This window comes from Streptomyces sp. A 4/2, assembly GCF_940670765.1.
Lineage (GTDB): Bacteria > Actinomycetota > Actinomycetes > Streptomycetales > Streptomycetaceae > Streptomyces.
Map to the genome: position 1 here is coordinate 19089 of NZ_CALNVW010000034.1, position 17200 is coordinate 36288.

The 17200-nt window shown below is 69.3% G+C and carries 15 protein-coding genes; 14 read left to right on the top strand and 1 reads right to left on the bottom strand.

Features of this window, described 5'->3' with window-relative positions; translation table 11 throughout:
- Positions 1-44 precede the first annotated feature (44 nt).
- Complete coding sequence (locus tag NBY69_RS24810; protein WP_250303696.1) at positions 45-611, bottom strand: carbonic anhydrase; 567 nt, start codon at positions 609-611, stop codon at positions 45-47.
- 379 nt (positions 612-990) lie between these two features.
- Here NBY69_RS24810 and rsmH point away from each other — a divergent pair, with 379 nt between their 5' ends.
- From rsmH to NBY69_RS24880, 14 genes are all read left to right on the top strand, one after another.
- Positions 991-1947, top strand: a complete 957-nt coding sequence (gene rsmH / locus NBY69_RS24815) for a 16S rRNA (cytosine(1402)-N(4))-methyltransferase RsmH (RefSeq protein WP_250303697.1) — start codon at positions 991-993, stop codon at positions 1945-1947.
- On the top strand, positions 1944-2498 hold the full coding sequence (locus NBY69_RS24820; RefSeq protein WP_250303698.1) for a hypothetical protein: 555 nt from the start codon (positions 1944-1946) through the stop codon (positions 2496-2498). Before rsmH ends, NBY69_RS24820 begins: the two co-directional genes overlap by 4 nt.
- Before the next feature lie 4 nt (positions 2499-2502).
- Positions 2503-4455, top strand: coding sequence for a penicillin-binding protein 2 (locus tag NBY69_RS24825; RefSeq protein WP_250303699.1), 1953 nt, complete (start codon positions 2503-2505; stop codon positions 4453-4455).
- A gap of 14 nt (positions 4456-4469) precedes the next feature.
- The gene (locus NBY69_RS24830; RefSeq protein ID WP_250303700.1) at positions 4470-6143 is read left to right on the top strand and encodes a UDP-N-acetylmuramoyl-L-alanyl-D-glutamate--2,6-diaminopimelate ligase; all 1674 of its coding nucleotides are present in this window, start codon (positions 4470-4472) and stop codon (positions 6141-6143) included.
- Positions 6144-6147: 4 nt separating this feature from the next.
- The gene (gene murF, locus NBY69_RS24835; protein WP_250303701.1) at positions 6148-7569 is read left to right on the top strand and encodes a UDP-N-acetylmuramoyl-tripeptide--D-alanyl-D-alanine ligase; all 1422 of its coding nucleotides are present in this window, start codon (positions 6148-6150) and stop codon (positions 7567-7569) included.
- Positions 7566-8636, top strand: a complete 1071-nt coding sequence (mraY, locus tag NBY69_RS24840) for a phospho-N-acetylmuramoyl-pentapeptide-transferase (RefSeq protein ID WP_250303702.1) — start codon at positions 7566-7568, stop codon at positions 8634-8636. Before murF ends, mraY begins: the two co-directional genes overlap by 4 nt.
- A 32-nt stretch (positions 8637-8668) precedes the next feature.
- A complete protein-coding gene (murD, locus tag NBY69_RS24845; protein WP_250303866.1) occupies positions 8669-10072 on the top strand; it encodes a UDP-N-acetylmuramoyl-L-alanine--D-glutamate ligase in 1404 nt (467 codons plus the stop codon).
- Between the two features lie 75 nt (positions 10073-10147).
- Positions 10148-11485: a putative lipid II flippase FtsW gene (gene ftsW, locus NBY69_RS24850; protein WP_250303703.1), complete on the top strand. Its 1338-nt coding sequence runs from the start codon at positions 10148-10150 to the stop codon at positions 11483-11485.
- A 6-nt stretch (positions 11486-11491) separates the two neighbouring features.
- The gene (gene murG / locus NBY69_RS24855; protein WP_250303704.1) at positions 11492-12586 is read left to right on the top strand and encodes an undecaprenyldiphospho-muramoylpentapeptide beta-N-acetylglucosaminyltransferase; all 1095 of its coding nucleotides are present in this window, start codon (positions 11492-11494) and stop codon (positions 12584-12586) included.
- A gap of 17 nt (positions 12587-12603) precedes the next feature.
- Positions 12604-13407, top strand: a complete 804-nt coding sequence (locus NBY69_RS24860) for a cell division protein FtsQ/DivIB (RefSeq protein WP_250303705.1) — start codon at positions 12604-12606, stop codon at positions 13405-13407.
- A gap of 274 nt (positions 13408-13681) precedes the next feature.
- Positions 13682-14890 (top strand): cell division protein FtsZ, encoded by a 1209-nt coding sequence (gene ftsZ / locus NBY69_RS24865; protein ID WP_250303706.1) that lies wholly within the window; start codon positions 13682-13684, stop codon positions 14888-14890.
- Positions 14890-15651 carry a peptidoglycan editing factor PgeF gene (pgeF, locus tag NBY69_RS24870; RefSeq protein ID WP_250303707.1) on the top strand — a complete coding sequence of 254 codons (762 nt, stop codon included), beginning with the start codon at positions 14890-14892 and terminating at the stop codon, positions 15649-15651. Before ftsZ ends, pgeF begins: the two co-directional genes overlap by 1 nt.
- Before the next feature lie 6 nt (positions 15652-15657).
- Positions 15658-16377 (top strand): YggS family pyridoxal phosphate-dependent enzyme, encoded by a 720-nt coding sequence (locus NBY69_RS24875; protein ID WP_250303708.1) that lies wholly within the window; start codon positions 15658-15660, stop codon positions 16375-16377.
- A gap of 140 nt (positions 16378-16517) precedes the next feature.
- Positions 16518-17132, top strand: coding sequence for a cell division protein SepF (locus NBY69_RS24880; RefSeq protein WP_164264969.1), 615 nt, complete (start codon positions 16518-16520; stop codon positions 17130-17132).
- Positions 17133-17200: the final 68 nt, after the last annotated feature.

Consider the following 17200-nt stretch of genomic DNA (forward strand, 5'->3'; position numbering starts at 1 on the left):
GGGATATGTCGTGGGTTGCCGTGATTTCGTCCTGCGCCGATCGCTCAGACGACCGGGTCGATCTCCCTGAGCAAGCCGGTCGTCACGTCGAAGACGAAGCCCCGGACATCGTCGGTGTGCGGCAGGAACGGTGAGGTCCGGACCCGCTGCATCGACTGACGCACGTCCTGGTCCACGTCGCTGAACGACTCCACGGCCCAGGCCGGACGCTGACCGACCTCCACCTCCAGCTCCTGCCGGAAGTCCTCGGTGAGACTCTCCAGGCCGCACGTGGTGTGGTGGATCAGTATGACGCTGCGGGTGCCCATGCCGCGCTGACTGATGGTCAGTGAGCGGATCACGTCATCGGTGACCACGCCGCCCGCGTTGCGGATCGTGTGGCAGTCACCGAGTTCGAGACCGAGGGCGGCGTGCAGGTCGATACGGGCGTCCATGCAGGCGACGACGGCGACGTGCAGCACCGGACGGGAGTCCATGCCGGGGTCCGTGAACGCACTGGCGTAGCTCCGGTTGGCTCCGACGAGCCGGTCGGTCACGGTGCCGCTGTCCCCCGTGGTGGGGCGCGGACGCGGAGCGGAGGACTCTGCGGGGAGGTTGGCAGGTGTCGACATATGTATGACGGTAGCTGTCGTGGCTCGATCGGTCCCGCGCCGAGGCAGGAAAAACAGTGTCAACTCGGTCTGTTGTGAGCTAACCCACAGGGTTGACGCCCGTTGGCCTGTCCGGGTGAAAAGTGGACTCCGCGACGCGCTGGGCGGTTGATTGACCGGCGGGACCGGTGGACTAAAGTGGCGCGAAGTGGGAGGCGTGATGCGTCCTCTCTGCTTCACGCACACACCCCGCACACCCGCGCATGCGCGGCGTACGTACGGCCCGGCCCTCTCCCGCTCGCCGGCCGGTCGACGCCCTTCCCGGCGCCGGCGGACCGTCCCCTTCCGAGCGGGCGGGGACCCGGCAGTACGTGCGACCGCGCCGTATCTGAGAGGGCGCATGAGCCAGTCCCGACATGTCCCGGTGATGCTCCAGCGATGCCTGGATCTGTTGGCCCCGGCCCTTGCCCAGCCCGGTGCGGTCGTCGTCGACTGCACCCTCGGCCTCGGCGGTCACAGCGAGGCGCTGCTCTCGACGTTCCCGGCGGCCCGGCTGATCGCTCTTGACCGGGACAAGGAAGCCCTGCGCCTCTCCGGCGAGCGCCTCGCGCCCTTCGGCGACCGGGCCACCCTGGTGCACGCGGTCTACGACGAACTGCCCGAGGTCCTGGACCGGCTGGACGTCCCGCGCGTCCAGGGCGTCCTCTTCGACCTCGGTGTCTCGTCGATGCAGCTGGACGAGGCGGACCGCGGTTTCGCCTACGCCCAGGACGCCCCGCTCGACATGCGCATGGACCAGACGACCGGCATGGGCGCCGCCGAGGTGCTCAACACCTATCCGCCGGGCGAACTGGTACGGATCCTGCGCGCGTACGGCGAGGAGAAGCAGGCCAAGCGGATCGTCTCCGCGGTCGTCCGGGAGCGGGAGAAGGAACCCTTCACCAACAGCGCCCGGCTGGTCGAGCTCATCCGCGACTCGCTGCCGCAGGCCGTCAAGCGCACCGGGGGCAACCCCGCCAAGCGCACCTTCCAGGCCCTGCGGATCGAGGTCAACGGCGAACTCGCCGTACTGGAACGGGCGATCCCGGCCGCGGTGGACGCGCTCGCCGTCGGCGGCCGTATCGCCGTCCTCTCGTACCACTCGCTGGAGGACCGGCTGGTCAAGCAGGTCTTCGCGGCGGGCGCCGCGAACACGGCACCGGCCGGACTTCCGGTCGTCCCCGAGCGCTACCAGCCCCGGCTGAAACTGCTCACCCGCGGCGCGGAACTCCCGACGGAGGAAGAGGTCGCGGAGAACCGGCGTGCGGCACCGGCACGGCTGCGGGGTGCGCAGCGCATCCGCGAGGAGGCGCTGTGAGCAAGCCGGCCACAGCACTGAAGGGGCGGGCCGCTCGGCTGGCCCGGCTGCTGCCGTCCGCACCTCCCAGGGCGGCGCGGACCCCCTTCGTCCTTCTGGTCGTCCTGCTGCTGGGCAGCGGTCTGATCACGCTCCTGGTGCTGAACTCCGCACTGAACGAAGGTTCCTTCAAGCTCAGCAGGGAACAGAAGCAGATCGGTGAGCTGACCGACGAGGAACAGGCGCTGCAACGGGACGTCGACGACCGTTCGGCACCCGGCGCACTGGCCAAGCGGGCCGGGGAGCTCGGCATGGTGCCCGGCGGCGGCCCCGCCTTCCTCGGCCGTGACGGCAAGGTCCTGGGCGTCGCCGCCGAGGCCACCCAGCCACCGGTCCCGCCGAAGCCGAAGCCCTCCGCGACACCGTCGGCGCCGACAGTGCCGGTCCCGGGTTCGGCCACCGCGACGAACACGGCCCCCTCGGGCGGTGTGTCGTCCACCGCGCTCGAAGCCCCCTCACCACCCGCCCCCGCGGGGACGACAGCAGAGCCGACCCAGACCCCCGGCAGGTGACGCAGTGCCGTCCAAGGAACCTCCGCGCCGCCGAGTTCCGCCCCCGGCACGCCAGGCGCGGGCCGCCCGCCCCGTGCGCCCGGCGCAGCGCCGCCCGCGCCCGCCGCGCAAGACCGCCCGGACGCTGCGGCTGGGCAGTCCGCGCCCCCGGCTGCGGCTCGTCGGTCTCGCGCTGACCCTGGTGATGGCGGTCTTCGTCGTACGGCTGCTCCAGGTGCAGGCCGTCGACGCCAGCGCGTACGCGGCCAAGGCCGACAAGAACCGCTACCTGAGCCATACGCTCACCGCCGAACGCGGCGAGATCACCGACCGCGGCGGCGTCGCACTGGCCGCCAGCGTCGACGCGTACGACATCACCGCCGACCCGACGATGTTCACCCCGGAGCAGAGCCACGCGGCCGACGCCCCGGAGCAGGCGGGCGCGCTGCTCGCGCCGATCCTCGGTCAGGACGCCGACGTGCTGGCGAAGAAGCTCAGGACGCCCAGGACCCGGTACGTCCTGCTGGCGAGCCGCCGGACCCCGCAGGTCTGGAACCAGATCAAGGACCTCAAGGGCGTCTTCGCGCAGAAGGCGAGCGCGGACAAGGCCAAGGGCGGCAAGGGCGCCGATGTGATCGCCGGGGTCTTCCAGGAGCCGAGCACCAAGCGGGTCTACCCGAACGGCGACCTCGCCGCCGGGGTGCTGGGCTGGGTCAACTCCGAGGGCAAGGGCGCGGGCGGTCTGGAGTCCTCGCTGGACAAGGAGCTGTCGGGCAAGGACGGCAAGATCACCTACGCGCAGTCGGGCGGCCGTCAGGTGCCCACGGCCGGGGCCAGCGAGGTGCCCGCCGTCGCGGGCTCGGACGTCGAGCTGACGCTGGACCGGGACATCCAGTGGGCCGCGCAGAGCGCGATCGCCGACCAGGTGAAGAAGTCCAAGGCCGACCGCGGCTACGTGGTCGTGCAGGACACCAGGACCGGCCAGGTCCTCGCCATGGCCAACGCCCCCGGCTTCGACCCCAACGACCTCACCCACGCCAACCCCTCCGCGCTGGGCAACGCCGCGCTCCAGGACGCCTTCGAGCCTGGCTCCACCAGCAAGGTCATGTCCATGTCCGCCATCATCCAGGAGGGGGTCGCGACACCGGGCACCCATGTGACGGTGCCCAACACCCTGCACCGCGGCGACCGGGTGTTCCACGACGACATCGACCACCCGACCTGGTCGCTGACGCTCAACGGCGTGCTGGCCAAGTCCAGCAACATCGGCACCATCCTGGCCGCCGGACAGCTCGGGAAGACCCAGCCCGAGGCGAACAAGGTCCTCTACTCGTACCTGCACAAGTTCGGCATCGGCGTGCCGAGCGGTGTCGGCTTCCCCGGTGAGACCGCGGGGATCCTGGCCAAACCCCAGGACTGGTCGACGTCGCAGCAGTACACGATCCCGTTCGGCCAGGGGCTCTCGCTGAACGCCCTGCAGGCGGCGTCCGTGTACTCCACCATCGGCAACGGCGGCGTACGCGTGGAGCCCTCGCTGATCAGCGGTACCAGGGGACCCGACGGACAGTTCACCCCGGCACCGGCCCCGAAGGAGACCCGCGTCGTGAGCGAGAGCACGGCCAGGACGGTCGCCAGGATGCTGGAGTCGGTCGTCGGCGACCAGGAGGGCACCGGGATCTCGGCCCGGATCCCCGGATACCGGGTCGCGGGCAAGACCGGAACGGCCAACCGGGTGGATCCGGAGAAGGGGGGCTACCACGGCTACACCGCCTCGTTCGCGGGCTTCGCTCCCGCCGACCAACCCCGTGTCACCGTCTACTGCGCCATCCAGAACCCGATGAGCGGCAGTTACTTCGGCGGCTCGATCTGCGGGCCCGTATACAAGAAGGTCATGGAGTTCGCGCTCAAGACCCTCCAGGTCCCACCGACCGGCCGGGAGGCCCCCGGGCTGCCGGTCACCTTCGACCCCCACCAGTGATCCAGGAACCATCAGTGACGACCATCACCCCGGATCCCGGGAACCGAAACACCCCCCGACCCTCACTTCGCGGCGAGCCCGGTGCGCCCGGTACGCTCACCGCCGTGCCACTCGCTGATCAGTACCAAAAGACCCAGAAGGACCTTTTTGTGACCTATCCGGGAGCACCCCGTCCGGCAGAGGTCCGACCGACCCCCCTGGGGGAGCTGGCAGGACAACTGGGTATCGCGTCACCGGGCGCCGGTGAGGTCACCGGCATCACCCACGACTCCCGGGCGGTCCGCCCCGGAGACCTGTACGCGGCCCTGCCCGGTGCCCGTCTGCACGGAGCGGACTTCGTCGAGCAGGCAGCCGGTCTGGGCGCGGCAGCGGTGCTGACGGACCCGGCCGGCGCCGAACGGGCGGCGGCCACCGGGCTGCCTGTCCTGGCCGTCGCCGACCCGCGTGCCGTGATGGGTCAGCTCGCCGCCGAGATCTACGGCCACCCCGGCCGTGACCTGCTCCAGATCGGCATCACCGGCACCTCGGGCAAGACCACCACCGCGTACCTCGTCGAGGGCGGCATCCGCGCGGCGGGACACCTCAGCGGTCTCATCGGTACGGTCGAGATGCGGATCGGCGACGAACGCATCAAGTCCGAGCGCACCACCCCCGAAGCCACCGATCTGCAGGCGCTCTTCGCGGTCATGCGCGAGCGCGGCGTCGACACGGTCGCCATGGAGGTCTCCAGCCACGCGCTGGTGCTGGGCAGGGTCGACGGCTGCGTCTTCGACGTGGCGGTCTTCAACAACCTCAGCCCCGAGCACATGGAGTTCCACTCCGGCATGGAGGACTACTTCCAGGCCAAGGCGCAGCTGTTCACCCCGCGGCGCAGCAGGGTCGGCGTGGTGAACTTCGACGACGAGTACGGCCGCCGCCTCGTCGACGAGGCCACGGTCCCCGTCACCACCTTCTCCGCCGAGGGCCACCCGGACGCGGACTGGCGGGCCGAGGACGTCGAAGTCTCGCTGTTCACCAGCACGTTCACCGCGGTCGGCCCGAAGGGCGAGCGCATCGCCGCCAAGTCGCCGCTGGCGGGCCCCTTCAACGTCGCCAACACCCTCGCCGCCATCGTCACCCTCACCGTCGCCGGGGCCGACCCGCAGACCGCGGCGGACGGCATCGCGGCCGTCCCCGGTGTACCGGGCAGGCTGGAGCGGATCGACGCCGGACAGCCCTATCTCGCCGTCGTCGACTACGCCCACAAGACGGACGCCGTCGAATCGGTCCTGCGCGCCCTGCGCAAGGTCACCGAAGGCAGGCTGCACATCGTGCTCGGCTGCGGCGGGGACCGCGACAAGACCAAACGCGGGCCGATGGGCGCCGCCGCCGCACGGCTCGCCGACACCGCCGTACTGACCTCCGACAACCCCCGTGGCGAGGACCCGCTCGCGATCCTCGCCGCGATGATCGCCGGCGCCGCCGAGGTGCCGGTGCACGAGCGGGGTGACGTGCTGATCGACTCCGACCGCGCAGCCGCCATCTCCGCGGCCGTCGCCCGCGCCCGGCCCGGCGACACCGTGCTGGTCGCGGGCAAGGGTCATGAGCAGGGTCAGGACATCGCCGGCGTGGTACGCCCCTTCGACGACCGCCAGGTCCTCCGCGCAGCAATCGAGCGCGCAGCAATCGAGAACAACAGTCAGGGATGACCAAGTGATCGCCCTCTCCCTCACCGAGATCGCCGAAATCGTCGGCGGGCAGCCGCACGACATACCGGATCCGTCCGTCACGGTCGCCGGTCCTGTCGTCATGGACTCCCGCGCGGTAGAGCCCGGCAGTCTCTTCGTCGCCTTCGCCGGCGAACGCGTCGACGGCCACGACTTCGCGCGGCGCGCCGTCGAAGCGGGCGCCGCCGTCGTGCTCGCCACCCGGCCCGTCGGCGTCCCGGCGATCGTGGTGCCCGACGTCACCGCCGCGCTCGGTGCGCTCGCCCGCACCGTCGTCGAGCGCCTGGGCACCGAAGTCGTCGCACTCACCGGCTCCGCGGGCAAGACATCGACGAAGGATCTGATCGCCCAACTCCTGGAGCGCAAGGGCCCGACGGTCTACCCGGCGGGCAACCTCAACAACGAGATCGGCCTGCCGCTGACCGCCCTGCGGGCCGACGAGAACACCCGGTACCTGGTCCTCGAAATGGGTGCGCGCTACATCGGCGACATCCGCTACCTCACCGGCCTCGTACCGCCGAAGACCGGTCTCGTACTGAATGTCGGGACCGCCCACATCGGCGAGTTCGGCGGCCGTGAGCAGATCGCCCAGGCCAAGGGCGAGATGGTCGAGTCGCTTCCCGAACACGGAACGGCCGTGCTCAACGCGGACGATCCGCTGGTCCGGGCCATGTCCTCGCGTACCAAGGCGAGCGTGCTGCTCTTCGGAGAGGCGGAGGAAGCGGACGTACGGGCAGAGAACGTCCGGCTCACGGACACCGGACAGGCCGCATTTACGCTGCACACACCCACCGGGTGCAGCGATGTGACCTTGCGCCTGTACGGTGAGCACCACGTGTCGAACGCGCTCGCCGCGGCCGCCGTCGCGCATGAGTTGGGCATGTCCGTGGACGAGATCGCACCGGCGCTCTCCGAGGCGGGCACGCTGTCCCGCTGGCGCATGGAGGTCACCGAGCGTCCGGACGGTGTGACGGTTGTCAACGACGCCTACAACGCAAACCCCGAGTCCATGCGAGCTGCGCTGCGTGCGCTGGCTGCCATGGGCAGGGCCGCACAGGCCAAGGGGGGACGCACGTGGGCGGTGCTCGGTCTCATGGCCGAGCTCGGTGACGAGTCGCTCGCCGAGCACGACGCGGTCGGACGGCTGGCTGTCCGGCTCAACGTGAGCAAGCTCGTGGCAGTCGGGGGCAGGGAAGCGTCCTGGCTGCAATTGGGCGCCTATAACGAGGGTTCGTGGGGTGAGGAGTCGGTGCACGTGTCCGACGCGCAGGCGGCCGTCGACCTGTTGCGCAGTGAGCTGCGTGAGGGAGATGTCGTGCTGGTGAAGGCGTCCAGGTCGGTGGGGTTGGAGCAGGTCGCGTCAGCCCTGCTCGACGGTGGTACCGAGGGCGAGGTCGCCGCCCGATGAAGCAGATTCTCTTCTCGGGAGTCATCGGACTCTTCCTGACCCTGGTCGGCACTCCGCTGCTGATCAAGCTCCTTGCGCGCAAGGGGTACGGGCAGTTCATCCGGGACGACGGACCGCGCGGCCACCACGGCAAGCGCGGTACCCCGACCATGGGTGGTATCGCCTTCATCCTGGCGACGATCATCGCTTACCTCGCCACCAAGGCGATCACCGGCGCTCCGATGACCTTCTCGGGTGTGCTGGTGCTCTTCCTGATGGCGGGCATGGGCCTGGTCGGCTTCCTCGACGACTACATCAAGATCGTCAAGCAGCGTTCGCTGGGTCTGCGGGCCAAGGCGAAGATGGCCGGCCAGCTGATCGTCGGTATCGCCTTCGCGGTGCTGGCACTCCAGTTCAAGGACTCCAGCGGTTACACCCCGGCCTCCACCAAGCTCTCGTTCGTCACGGACTTCGGCTGGTCGATCGGCCCGGTGCTCTTCGTCGTCTGGGCGCTGTTCATGATCCTGGCGATGTCGAACGGCGTGAACCTCACCGACGGCCTCGACGGTCTCGCGACCGGTGCCTCCGTGATGGTCTTCGGCGCGTACACCTTCATCGGTGTCTGGCAGTTCCAGGAGTCCTGCGCCAACGCGCAGACCCTGACCAACCCCAGCGCCTGCTTCGCGGTCCGGGACCCGCTCGACCTGGCGGTCGTCGCGTCGGCCCTGATGGGTGCCTGCTTCGGCTTCCTGTGGTGGAACACGTCCCCCGCCAAGATCTTCATGGGCGACACCGGTTCGCTCGCCCTCGGCGGCGCGCTCGCCGGTCTGGCCATCTGCTCCCGCACGGAGTTCCTGATGGCGATCCTCGGCGGCCTCTTCGTCCTGATCACCATGTCCGTCGTGATCCAGGTCGGCTCCTTCAAGATGACCGGCAAGCGGGTCTTCAAGATGGCGCCGCTCCAGCACCACTTCGAACTCAAGGGGTGGTCCGAAGTCCTTGTCGTGGTCCGCTTCTGGATCATCCAGGGCATGTGCGTGATCGTCGGTCTCGGACTCTTCTACGCGGGCTGGGCGGCCGAGAAGTGAACTGGCAGGGCAAGCGGGTCACCGTCGCGGGCATGGGCGTCTCCGGGCTTCCGGCGGCGCGTGCCCTGCACGGTCTGGGAGCGGTCGTCACCGTCGTCAACGAGTCCGACGACGAGCGCTCCCGTACCGAGGCCGCTCAACTGACGCCCCTGGGCGTCACGGTGCGCCTCGGTGACGGGGCGACGCTGCCCGAAGGCACCGAACTGGTCGTCACCGCACCGGGCTGGCGGCCCGACAAGCCGCTCTTCCGGGCGGCGGCCGAAGCGGGTGTCCCGGTCTGGGGCGACGTGGAACTGGCCTGGCGGCTGCGCCGGCCGGGCGCCGCCCCCTGGCTCGCGGTCACCGGTACCAACGGGAAGACCACGACCGTACGGATGCTCGCCTCGATCCTGCGGGCGGCCGGACTGCGCACCGAGGCCGTCGGCAACATCGGCGTCTCGCTCCTCGACGCCGTGCTCGGCGACCAGGAGTACGACGTACTCGCCGTCGAACTCTCCAGCTACCAGCTGCACTGGGCGCCCAGCCTGCGCATGCACTCGGCCGCCGTGCTCAACCTGGCCCCCGACCACCTCGACTGGCACGGCTCCATGGAGGCGTACGCCGCAGACAAGGGCCGGGTCTACGAGGGCAACAGCGTCGCCTGCGTCTACAACGTGGCCGACCCGGCCACCGAGGAACTGGTCCGCGCCGCGGACGTCGAGGAGGGCTGCCGTGCCATCGGCTTCACCCTCGGCGCCCCCGGTCCCTCCCAGCTCGGTGTGGTCGACGGCATCCTGGTGGACCGCGCGTTCGTGGCGAACCGGCAGAAGCAGGCCCAGGAGCTCGCCGAGGTCACCGACATCGGCCGGCCCGCCGAGGACGTTCCGGGCCCTCGCACGGTCGCCCCGCACAACATCGCCAACGCCCTCGCGGCAGCCGCCCTGGCCCGCGCGTACGGCGTCCCGCCCACCGCCGTACGGGACGGGCTCCGGGACTTCCGTGCCGACCCGCACCGTATCGAGCAGGTCGCCCGGATCGCCGATGTCACCTATGTCGACGACTCCAAGGCCACCAACACCCATGCCACCGAGGCTTCCCTGGCCGCCTACGACCCGATCGTCTGGATCGCGGGCGGCCTCGCCAAGGGGGCGAGCTTCGACGATCTCGTCATCGGGTCGGCGAAGCGGCTCCGCGGGGTCGTACTCATCGGCGCCGAGCGCGCCCTGATCGCCGAAGCCCTCGCGCGACACGCCCCGGAAGTCCCGGTGGTCGACCTCGACCGGACCGACACTGGGGCGATGTCGGCTGCGGTCCGGGAAGCGGCGCGCCTCGCCCGGCCGGGAGACACGGTTCTGCTGGCTCCGGCCTGTGCCTCCATGGACATGTTCGCCAACTACAACAAGCGCGGCGAGGCATTCGCCGACGCGGTGCGCGAGTTGGCCGCCGAGAGCTGCTAGGAAGGCGTCTCCTGGTCGGCCGTACGGCCCCGCGCCGGGACCCGGCGGAGCCGGGCACGAGTGGAGGGGACAGACATGCCGGTCAAGGACAGAGGCGGGCGTGGTGGCACCGGGACGGCCCGCCGTTCCGCGGCCACGGGGCGGGGCCCCGGGCCGCGCGGCTCGCAGAGCAGCGGAATCGGCCAGCTGCGACGGGCGTACGAACAGGCGAGAAGCGCCTGGGACCGGCCTCTGACGGCCTACTACCTCATCGTGGGCTCCGCCTTCCTGATCATCGTACTGGGCCTTGTCATGGTCTACTCAGCCTCGATGATCAAGGCTCTGGAACTCTCCGAGCCCGGTACGTACTTCTTCCGCAAGCAGTTGTTCGCCGCGGCCCTGGGCGGCGGCCTGATGTTCGTCGCGACCCGGATGCCCGTGAAGCTGCACCGCGCCTTCGCGTACCCGCTCCTCGCGGGAACCATCTTCCTGATGGTGCTCGTGCAGGTGCCGGGGATCGGCCGGTCCGTCAACGGAAACCAGAACTGGATCTCGCTGGGCGGCCCGTTCATGCTCCAGCCGAGCGAGTTCGGCAAACTCGCCCTGATCCTCTGGGGCGCCGATCTGCTCGCCCGTAAACAGGACAAGAAGCTGCTGACCCAGTGGAAACACATGCTCGTGCCGCTCGTTCCCGGCACCTTCGTGCTGCTCGGACTGATCATGCTCGGCGGCGACATGGGAACTGCGATCATTCTCACCGCGATCCTCTTCGGCCTGCTCTGGCTCGCGGGGGCGCCCACCCGGATGTTCGCGACCGTGCTCGGCGTCGCGGCCTTCCTGGCCTTCGTGCTGATCAAGACCAGTCCCAACCGGATGGGCCGGCTCGCCTGCATCGGCGCGACCGACCCGGGCCCGAACGACCAGTGCTGGCAGGCGGTGCACGGAATCTACGCGCTGGCCTCGGGCGGCTGGTTCGGATCCGGACTGGGGGCGAGTGTGGAGAAATGGGGTCAACTCCCCGAACCCCACACCGACTTCATCTTCGCCGTGACGGGTGAGGAGCTGGGTCTCGCGGGGACTCTGTCGGTACTCGCCCTCTTCGCGGCTCTAGGCTATGCGGGTATCCGCGTGGCCGGACGCACGGAGGACCCCTTCGTGAGGTACGCAGCGGGAGGTGTGATCACCTGGATTCTGGTCCAGACAGTGATCAACGTCGGTGCGGTGCTCGGTCTGCTGCCGATCGCCGGTGTCCCGCTCCCGCTGTTCTCCTACGGGGGCTCAGCCCTGCTGCCGACCATGTTCGCCGTCGGGCTGCTGATCGCCTTCGCGCGGTCGGACCCCGCAGCGAGAACGGCTCTGGCCTTGCGGAGGCCCGGGGTGAGATGGAAGTCGATGAGACGGCGCGTCAAGAAGCGTCCGTCCGGAGAGCGGTGAATTTCGGTGCATGTCGTACTCGCCGGCGGGGGGACCGCCGGCCACATCGAGCCGGCGCTCGCCCTTGCGGATGCCCTGCGCAGGCAGGACCCGACCGTAGGCATCACGGCCCTCGGCACGGAGCGCGGACTCGAAACCCGTCTCGTGCCCGAACGGGGCTACGAGTTGGGGCTCATCCCCGCCGTACCGCTGCCCCGCAGGCCCACGCCTGAGCTGATCACCGTCCCCGGACGGCTGCGCGGCACCATCAAGGCGGCCGAGCAGATCCTTGAGCGGACCCGGGCCGACTGCGTCGTCGGGTTCGGCGGCTACGTGGCCCTCCCCGGCTATCTCGCGGCCAAGCGGCTCGGGGTGCCGATCGTCGTGCACGAGGCCAACGCCCGACCCGGACTGGCCAACAAGATCGGCTCCCGGTACGCCGCCGCGGTGGCCGTCTCCACGCCGGACAGCAAGCTCCGGGGCGCCCGCTACATCGGCATCCCGCTGCGCCGCACCATCGCCACCCTCGACCGCGCCCGGGTCCGCCCGGAGGCGCGCGCCGCCTTCGGGCTCGACCCCAACCTGCCGACGCTGCTGGTCTCCGGCGGATCGCAGGGCGCCCGCCGCCTCAACGAGGTGGTCCAGCAGGTTGCTCCGGTGCTCCAGCGCTCCGGGATCCAGATCCTGCACGTGGTCGGCCCGAAGAACGAACTGCCGCGTGTCGACAACATGCCCGGAATGCCGCCCTACCTCCCGGTACCGTACGTGGACCGGATGGACCTCGCGTACGCCGCGGCCGACATGATGCTCTGCCGCGCGGGCGCGATGACCGTGGCCGAACTCTCCGCCGTCGGGCTGCCCGCCGCGTACGTCCCGTTGCCGATCGGCAACGGCGAACAGCGGCTCAACGCCCAGCCGGTGGTGAACGCGGGCGGCGGCCTGCTGGTGGACGACGCACAGCTGACCCCCGAGTGGGTCCAGGGCAACGTCCTTCCGGTACTCGCCGACCCGCACCGGCTGTTCGAGATGTCCCGCGCTGCCGCCGAATTCGGCCGCCGGGACGCCGACGACCTGCTCGTCGGCTTGGTGTACGAGGCGATTGCCGCACGCCGCCAGGCGTGACCCCCTAAGGAGCGAGCGTGGCCGGACCGACGACCGCACAGCGCGGTGGACGCAAACCAGCGGCGGAGTCCGGCCGCACCCGCCCCCCGGGAGCCGGCGGCCCAGGCCGTCTGCGGCTGCGCGGCAGACGACTGCTGATCCTGGTACTCGCTGTCGCTGTCGTGCTGGTGTCCGGCGGAATCTGGGCGCTATACGGCTCGACCTGGCTGCGCGCCGAGCGGGTTCGTACCAGCGGGGTGCGCGTTCTGACCCGGGACCAGGTGGAGTCGGCGGCAGCCGTTCCGATCGGTGCACCGCTGATTTCCGTCGATACGACCGCCGTGGAGAACAGACTCCGGAATAAATTGCCGCGAATCGACTCGGTGACCGTCACCCGTTCATGGCCGCACACCATCAGCCTGAAAGTGACCGAGCGAAAGCCGGTACTGCTCATGAAGTCGAGCGGTAAGTACACCGAAGTGGACGCGAAGGGCGTCCGTTTCGACACGGTGGACAGCGCACCCAAGGGAGTGCCGCTCCTCGAATTGACGGCCGATCAGTCACCGAGCCATCTGCGTTTCGGTACGGACCGGCTACGGGTCGAGGCGGTCCGGGTGGCCGGAGAACTTCCGTCCGCTGTAGCCGCGGAAACCCTTTTCGTCCGGGTCCGTTCGTACGACTCCATCTCGCTGGAGCTGACCGGGCACCGCGTGGTGACATGGGGGAGCAGCGAGTTCGGCCCCGCGAAGGCGCACACGCTCATTGCGCTGATGAAAGCGGATCCGAAGGCCTCGCACTTCGATGTGAGTGCCCCCACCGCCCCTGCTGCGTCAGGGAGTTGACGTACATCCTTGCTGGCCAGCACCCTGGTTGGTCAGCGCAACGGCTGATCACATAGGGTGAAAAGAAAAACGGGAGGTTCGGCGTGTTCGTTGAACGTGCGCCACTTGTCGACTTAGTGTCCTGTTCGGAGAGTCCAAGGAGCAGACACACTGGTAACCCTGAACTTCACAGTTAGGGTTCGGGTCGGCGTTCGGACCGTCCCATCGGCATCCGTCGTCGCGACGCGACAAGCGCGCAGCGGCGACACGTAACTCGAGGCGAGAGGCCTTCGACGTGGCAGCACCGCAGAACTACCTCGCAGTCATCAAGGTCATCGGTGTCGGCGGCGGTGGTGTCAATGCCATCAACCGAATGATCGAGGTCGGCCTCAAGGGCGTCGAGTTCATCGCGATCAACACCGACGCACAGGCCCTGTTGATGAGCGACGCCGACGTCAAGCTCGACGTCGGTCGTGAACTGACCCGCGGCCTCGGCGCCGGGGCCAACCCGGCAGTCGGTCGCAAGGCGGCAGAGGACCACCGTGAGGAGATCGAGGAGGTCCTGAAGGGGGCCGACATGGTCTTCGTCACCGCAGGAGAAGGCGGCGGCACCGGCACCGGTGGCGCACCCGTCGTCGCCAACATCGCCCGTTCGCTGGGCGCACTCACCATCGGCGTGGTCACCCGCCCCTTCACCTTTGAGGGCCGGCGCCGCGCCAACCAGGCGGAGGACGGCATCGCCGAACTCCGCGAAGAGGTCGACACCCTCATCGTCATTCCCAACGACCGGCTGCTGTCCATCTCGGACCGCCAGGTCAGCGTGCTGGACGCGTTCAAGTCCGCGGACCAGGTACTGCTGTCCGGTGTCCAGGGCATCACCGACCTGATCACCACCCCGGGCCTGATCAACCTCGACTTCGCGGACGTCAAGTCCGTGATGTCCGAGGCCGGATCGGCGCTCATGGGGATCGGCTCGGCCCGCGGCGACGACCGCGCGGTGGCCGCCGCGGAGATGGCGATCTCCTCGCCGCTCCTCGAGGCGTCCATCGACGGCGCACGCGGGGTGCTGCTCTCCATCTCCGGCGGTTCGGACCTCGGTCTCTTCGAGATCAACGAGGCCGCGCAGCTGGTGAGCGAGGCCGCCCACCCCGAGGCCAACATCATCTTCGGTGCCGTCATCGACGACGCCCTCGGTGACGAGGTACGGGTGACGGTCATCGCGGCGGGCTTCGACGGCGGACAGCCGCCCACCCGCCGGGAGAACGTGATCGGTTCGAGCTCCGCCAAGCGCGAGGACCCGACTCCGGTCCGGGTCAACGAGCCGCCGCGTTCGCTCGGCGGTCTCGGCGCGGTCACCCAGCGGGAGGAGACCCCGGCACCCGCCGAGGCGGAGCGTACGCACGAGGCTCCGGCCGCGCCGTCCGCCCCGCTGCAGGTCCCGCCGGCCCGTCCGTACCAGGACTCGCAGGCCGAAGAGCTGGATGTCCCGGACTTCTTGAAGTGATGCGGCGTCCCATAACCGCGTACGACACCGCGATGTCCACGAACGGCGCGCACTTCGCTTTCACCGACAGGTGGGGCGGAGTGAGCGCCGTTCCGTACGAGGAGCTCAATCTCGGCGGAGCGGTCGGCGACGACCCGGCCTCCGTCCTCAGGAACCGCGAACTGGCCGCCCGTTCGCTCGGCCTCGACCCCGCACGGGTCGTCTGGATGAACCAGGTGCACGGGCGCGAGGTGGCGGTGGTCGACGGGCCGTGGAGTTCGACCGTCAGCAGCAATCAGGACATTCCGGCCGTCGACGCCGTGGTGACGGCCCGGCGGGGACTGCCCCTCGCGGTTCTCACCGCGGACTGTGTACCCGTACTCCTCGCCGATCCCGTCGCGGGCGTCGTGGCCGCGGCCCACGCGGGCCGTCCCGGCCTGGTCGCCGGGGTCGTTCCGGCCGCCGTCGAGGCGATGGTCGCGCTCGGTGCCGATGTGGCCCGGATCGCGGCCCGTACCGGACCGGCGGTCTGCGGCCGTTGCTACGAAGTCCCCGCGGAGATGCGGGCCGACGTCGCCCGGTCCGTTCCGGAAGCCTGGTCGGAGACGAGCTGGTCCACCCCGTCGGTGGATGTCACCGCCGGAGTGCTTGCCCAACTGGAGGCGCTCGGCGTCGTGGACCGGCAGCAGTCGCCGGTCTGCACCCTGGAGTCTCCCGACCACTTCTCCTACCGCCGCGACCGCACCACTGGGCGGCTCGCCGGATATGTCTGGCTGGACTGATAGGACATGACGGACCGTAAGCGTCAACTCGCCGCAAATCTGGCGCGGGTGGAGGATCGTATTTCCTCCGCCTGTGCGTCCGCCGGGCGCGACCGCGAGGAAGTGACCCTGATCGTGGTCACCAAGACCTACCCCGCGAGCGATGTGCGACTTCTCTCGGAACTGGGCGTACGTCAAGTTGCCGAGAATCGCGATCAGGACGCCGCACCCAAGGCTGCAGAGTGTGCAGATCTTGTATTGAAGTGGCACTTTGTTGGTCAACTTCAGACCAACAAGGTTCGTTCTGTGGCGAGTTATGCCGATATGGTGCAATCGGTCGACCGCGCCAAGCTGGTCACCGCGCTGTCCACGGCCGCGGTCCGGGCCGGGCGTGAGCTGGGTTGTCTGATCCAGGTCGCACTGGACGCGGAGTCCGGCGAGCGGGGTGCGCGCGGTGGTCTCGCGCCGGACGGCGTCGAGGAGTTGGCCGATCAGGTGGCCGGTGCGGCAGGGTTGCGGCTCGACGGTCTGATGACCGTCGCACCGCTGGCCGGTCCGTACGCGGGTCGGCAACAGGCGTCATTCGAGCGGCTGATGGAAATCTCATCCCGCCTGCGCGCGGCTCATCCTGCTGCCACCATGGTGTCGGCAGGGATGAGCGCGGATCTCGAAGAGGCGGTTGCGGCGGGTGCGACACATGTCCGCGTCGGCACTGCGGTACTCGGTGTCCGTCCCCGGCTCGGGTAACGTCGCGAAGCAAGTCGGACCACAGCAGAAAATATGGTCATTCCCGCCGATCGGCGGGCAGACCCAGTGGATCGCGGGCACTTGGTGACGCTGCGAAATTGGCACAAGGGCGATCCACCACAGAGCGGAGGACTCAGAGCATGGCCGGCGCGATGCGCAAGATGGCGGTCTACCTCGGCCTCGTGGAGGACGATGGGTACGACGGCCCGGGGTTCGACCCCGATGACGAGTTCGAGCCCGAGCCCGAGCCCGAAAGGGACCGACGGCGGCACCAGCCCCCTCATCAGTCGCACCAGTCCCAACAGGACGAACCGGTGCGAATGGTGCAACCCCCCGCCCAGCGCGAGCCAGTTGCGCTTCCGGCGGAAAGCGGACGACCCGCCCGAATCGCCCCCGTGGCGTCCATCACACCTGAACGTCCGAGTATGGAGAAGAACGCCCCGGTGATCATGCCCAAGGTTGTGTCCGAGCGGGAGCCCTACCGCATCACCACGTTGCACCCCCGGACCTACAACGAGGCCCGTACCATCGGGGAACACTTCCGCGAAGGCACTCCGGTGATCATGAATCTGACGGAGATGGACGACACGGATGCGAAGCGACTTGTCGACTTTGCCGCAGGGCTCGTCTTCGGTCTGCATGGCAGCATTGAGCGGGTGACGCAGAAGGTGTTCCTGTTGTCGCCTGCTAACGTCGATGTCACGGCGGAGGACAAGGCCCGTATCGCAGAGGGCGGTTTCTTCAACCAGAGCTGAGACGAGACACCGGGACAACCCCGGCCGGAAGGCCGGAAGAACGAGAGCATCAGGGGAGAGGGAAGCGC

Bases quoted from the DNA above. Each gene is read 5' to 3' on its own strand.
- NBY69_RS24810 (WP_250303696.1), bottom strand. From the start codon at position 611: ATGTCGACACCTGCCAACCTCCCCGCAGAGTCCTCCGCTCCGCGTCCG.
- rsmH (WP_250303697.1), top strand. From the start codon at position 991: ATGAGCCAGTCCCGACATGTCCCGGTGATGCTCCAGCGATGCCTGGAT.
- mraY (WP_250303702.1), top strand. From the start codon at position 7,566: ATGAAGCAGATTCTCTTCTCGGGAGTCATCGGACTCTTCCTGACCCTG.
- murD (WP_250303866.1), top strand. From the start codon at position 8,669: ATGGGCGTCTCCGGGCTTCCGGCGGCGCGTGCCCTGCACGGTCTGGGA.
- ftsW (WP_250303703.1), top strand. From the start codon at position 10,148: ATGCCGGTCAAGGACAGAGGCGGGCGTGGTGGCACCGGGACGGCCCGC.
- pgeF (WP_250303707.1), top strand. From the start codon at position 14,890: ATGCGGCGTCCCATAACCGCGTACGACACCGCGATGTCCACGAACGGC.
- NBY69_RS24875 (WP_250303708.1), top strand. From the start codon at position 15,658: ATGACGGACCGTAAGCGTCAACTCGCCGCAAATCTGGCGCGGGTGGAG.
- NBY69_RS24880 (WP_164264969.1), top strand. From the start codon at position 16,518: ATGGCCGGCGCGATGCGCAAGATGGCGGTCTACCTCGGCCTCGTGGAG.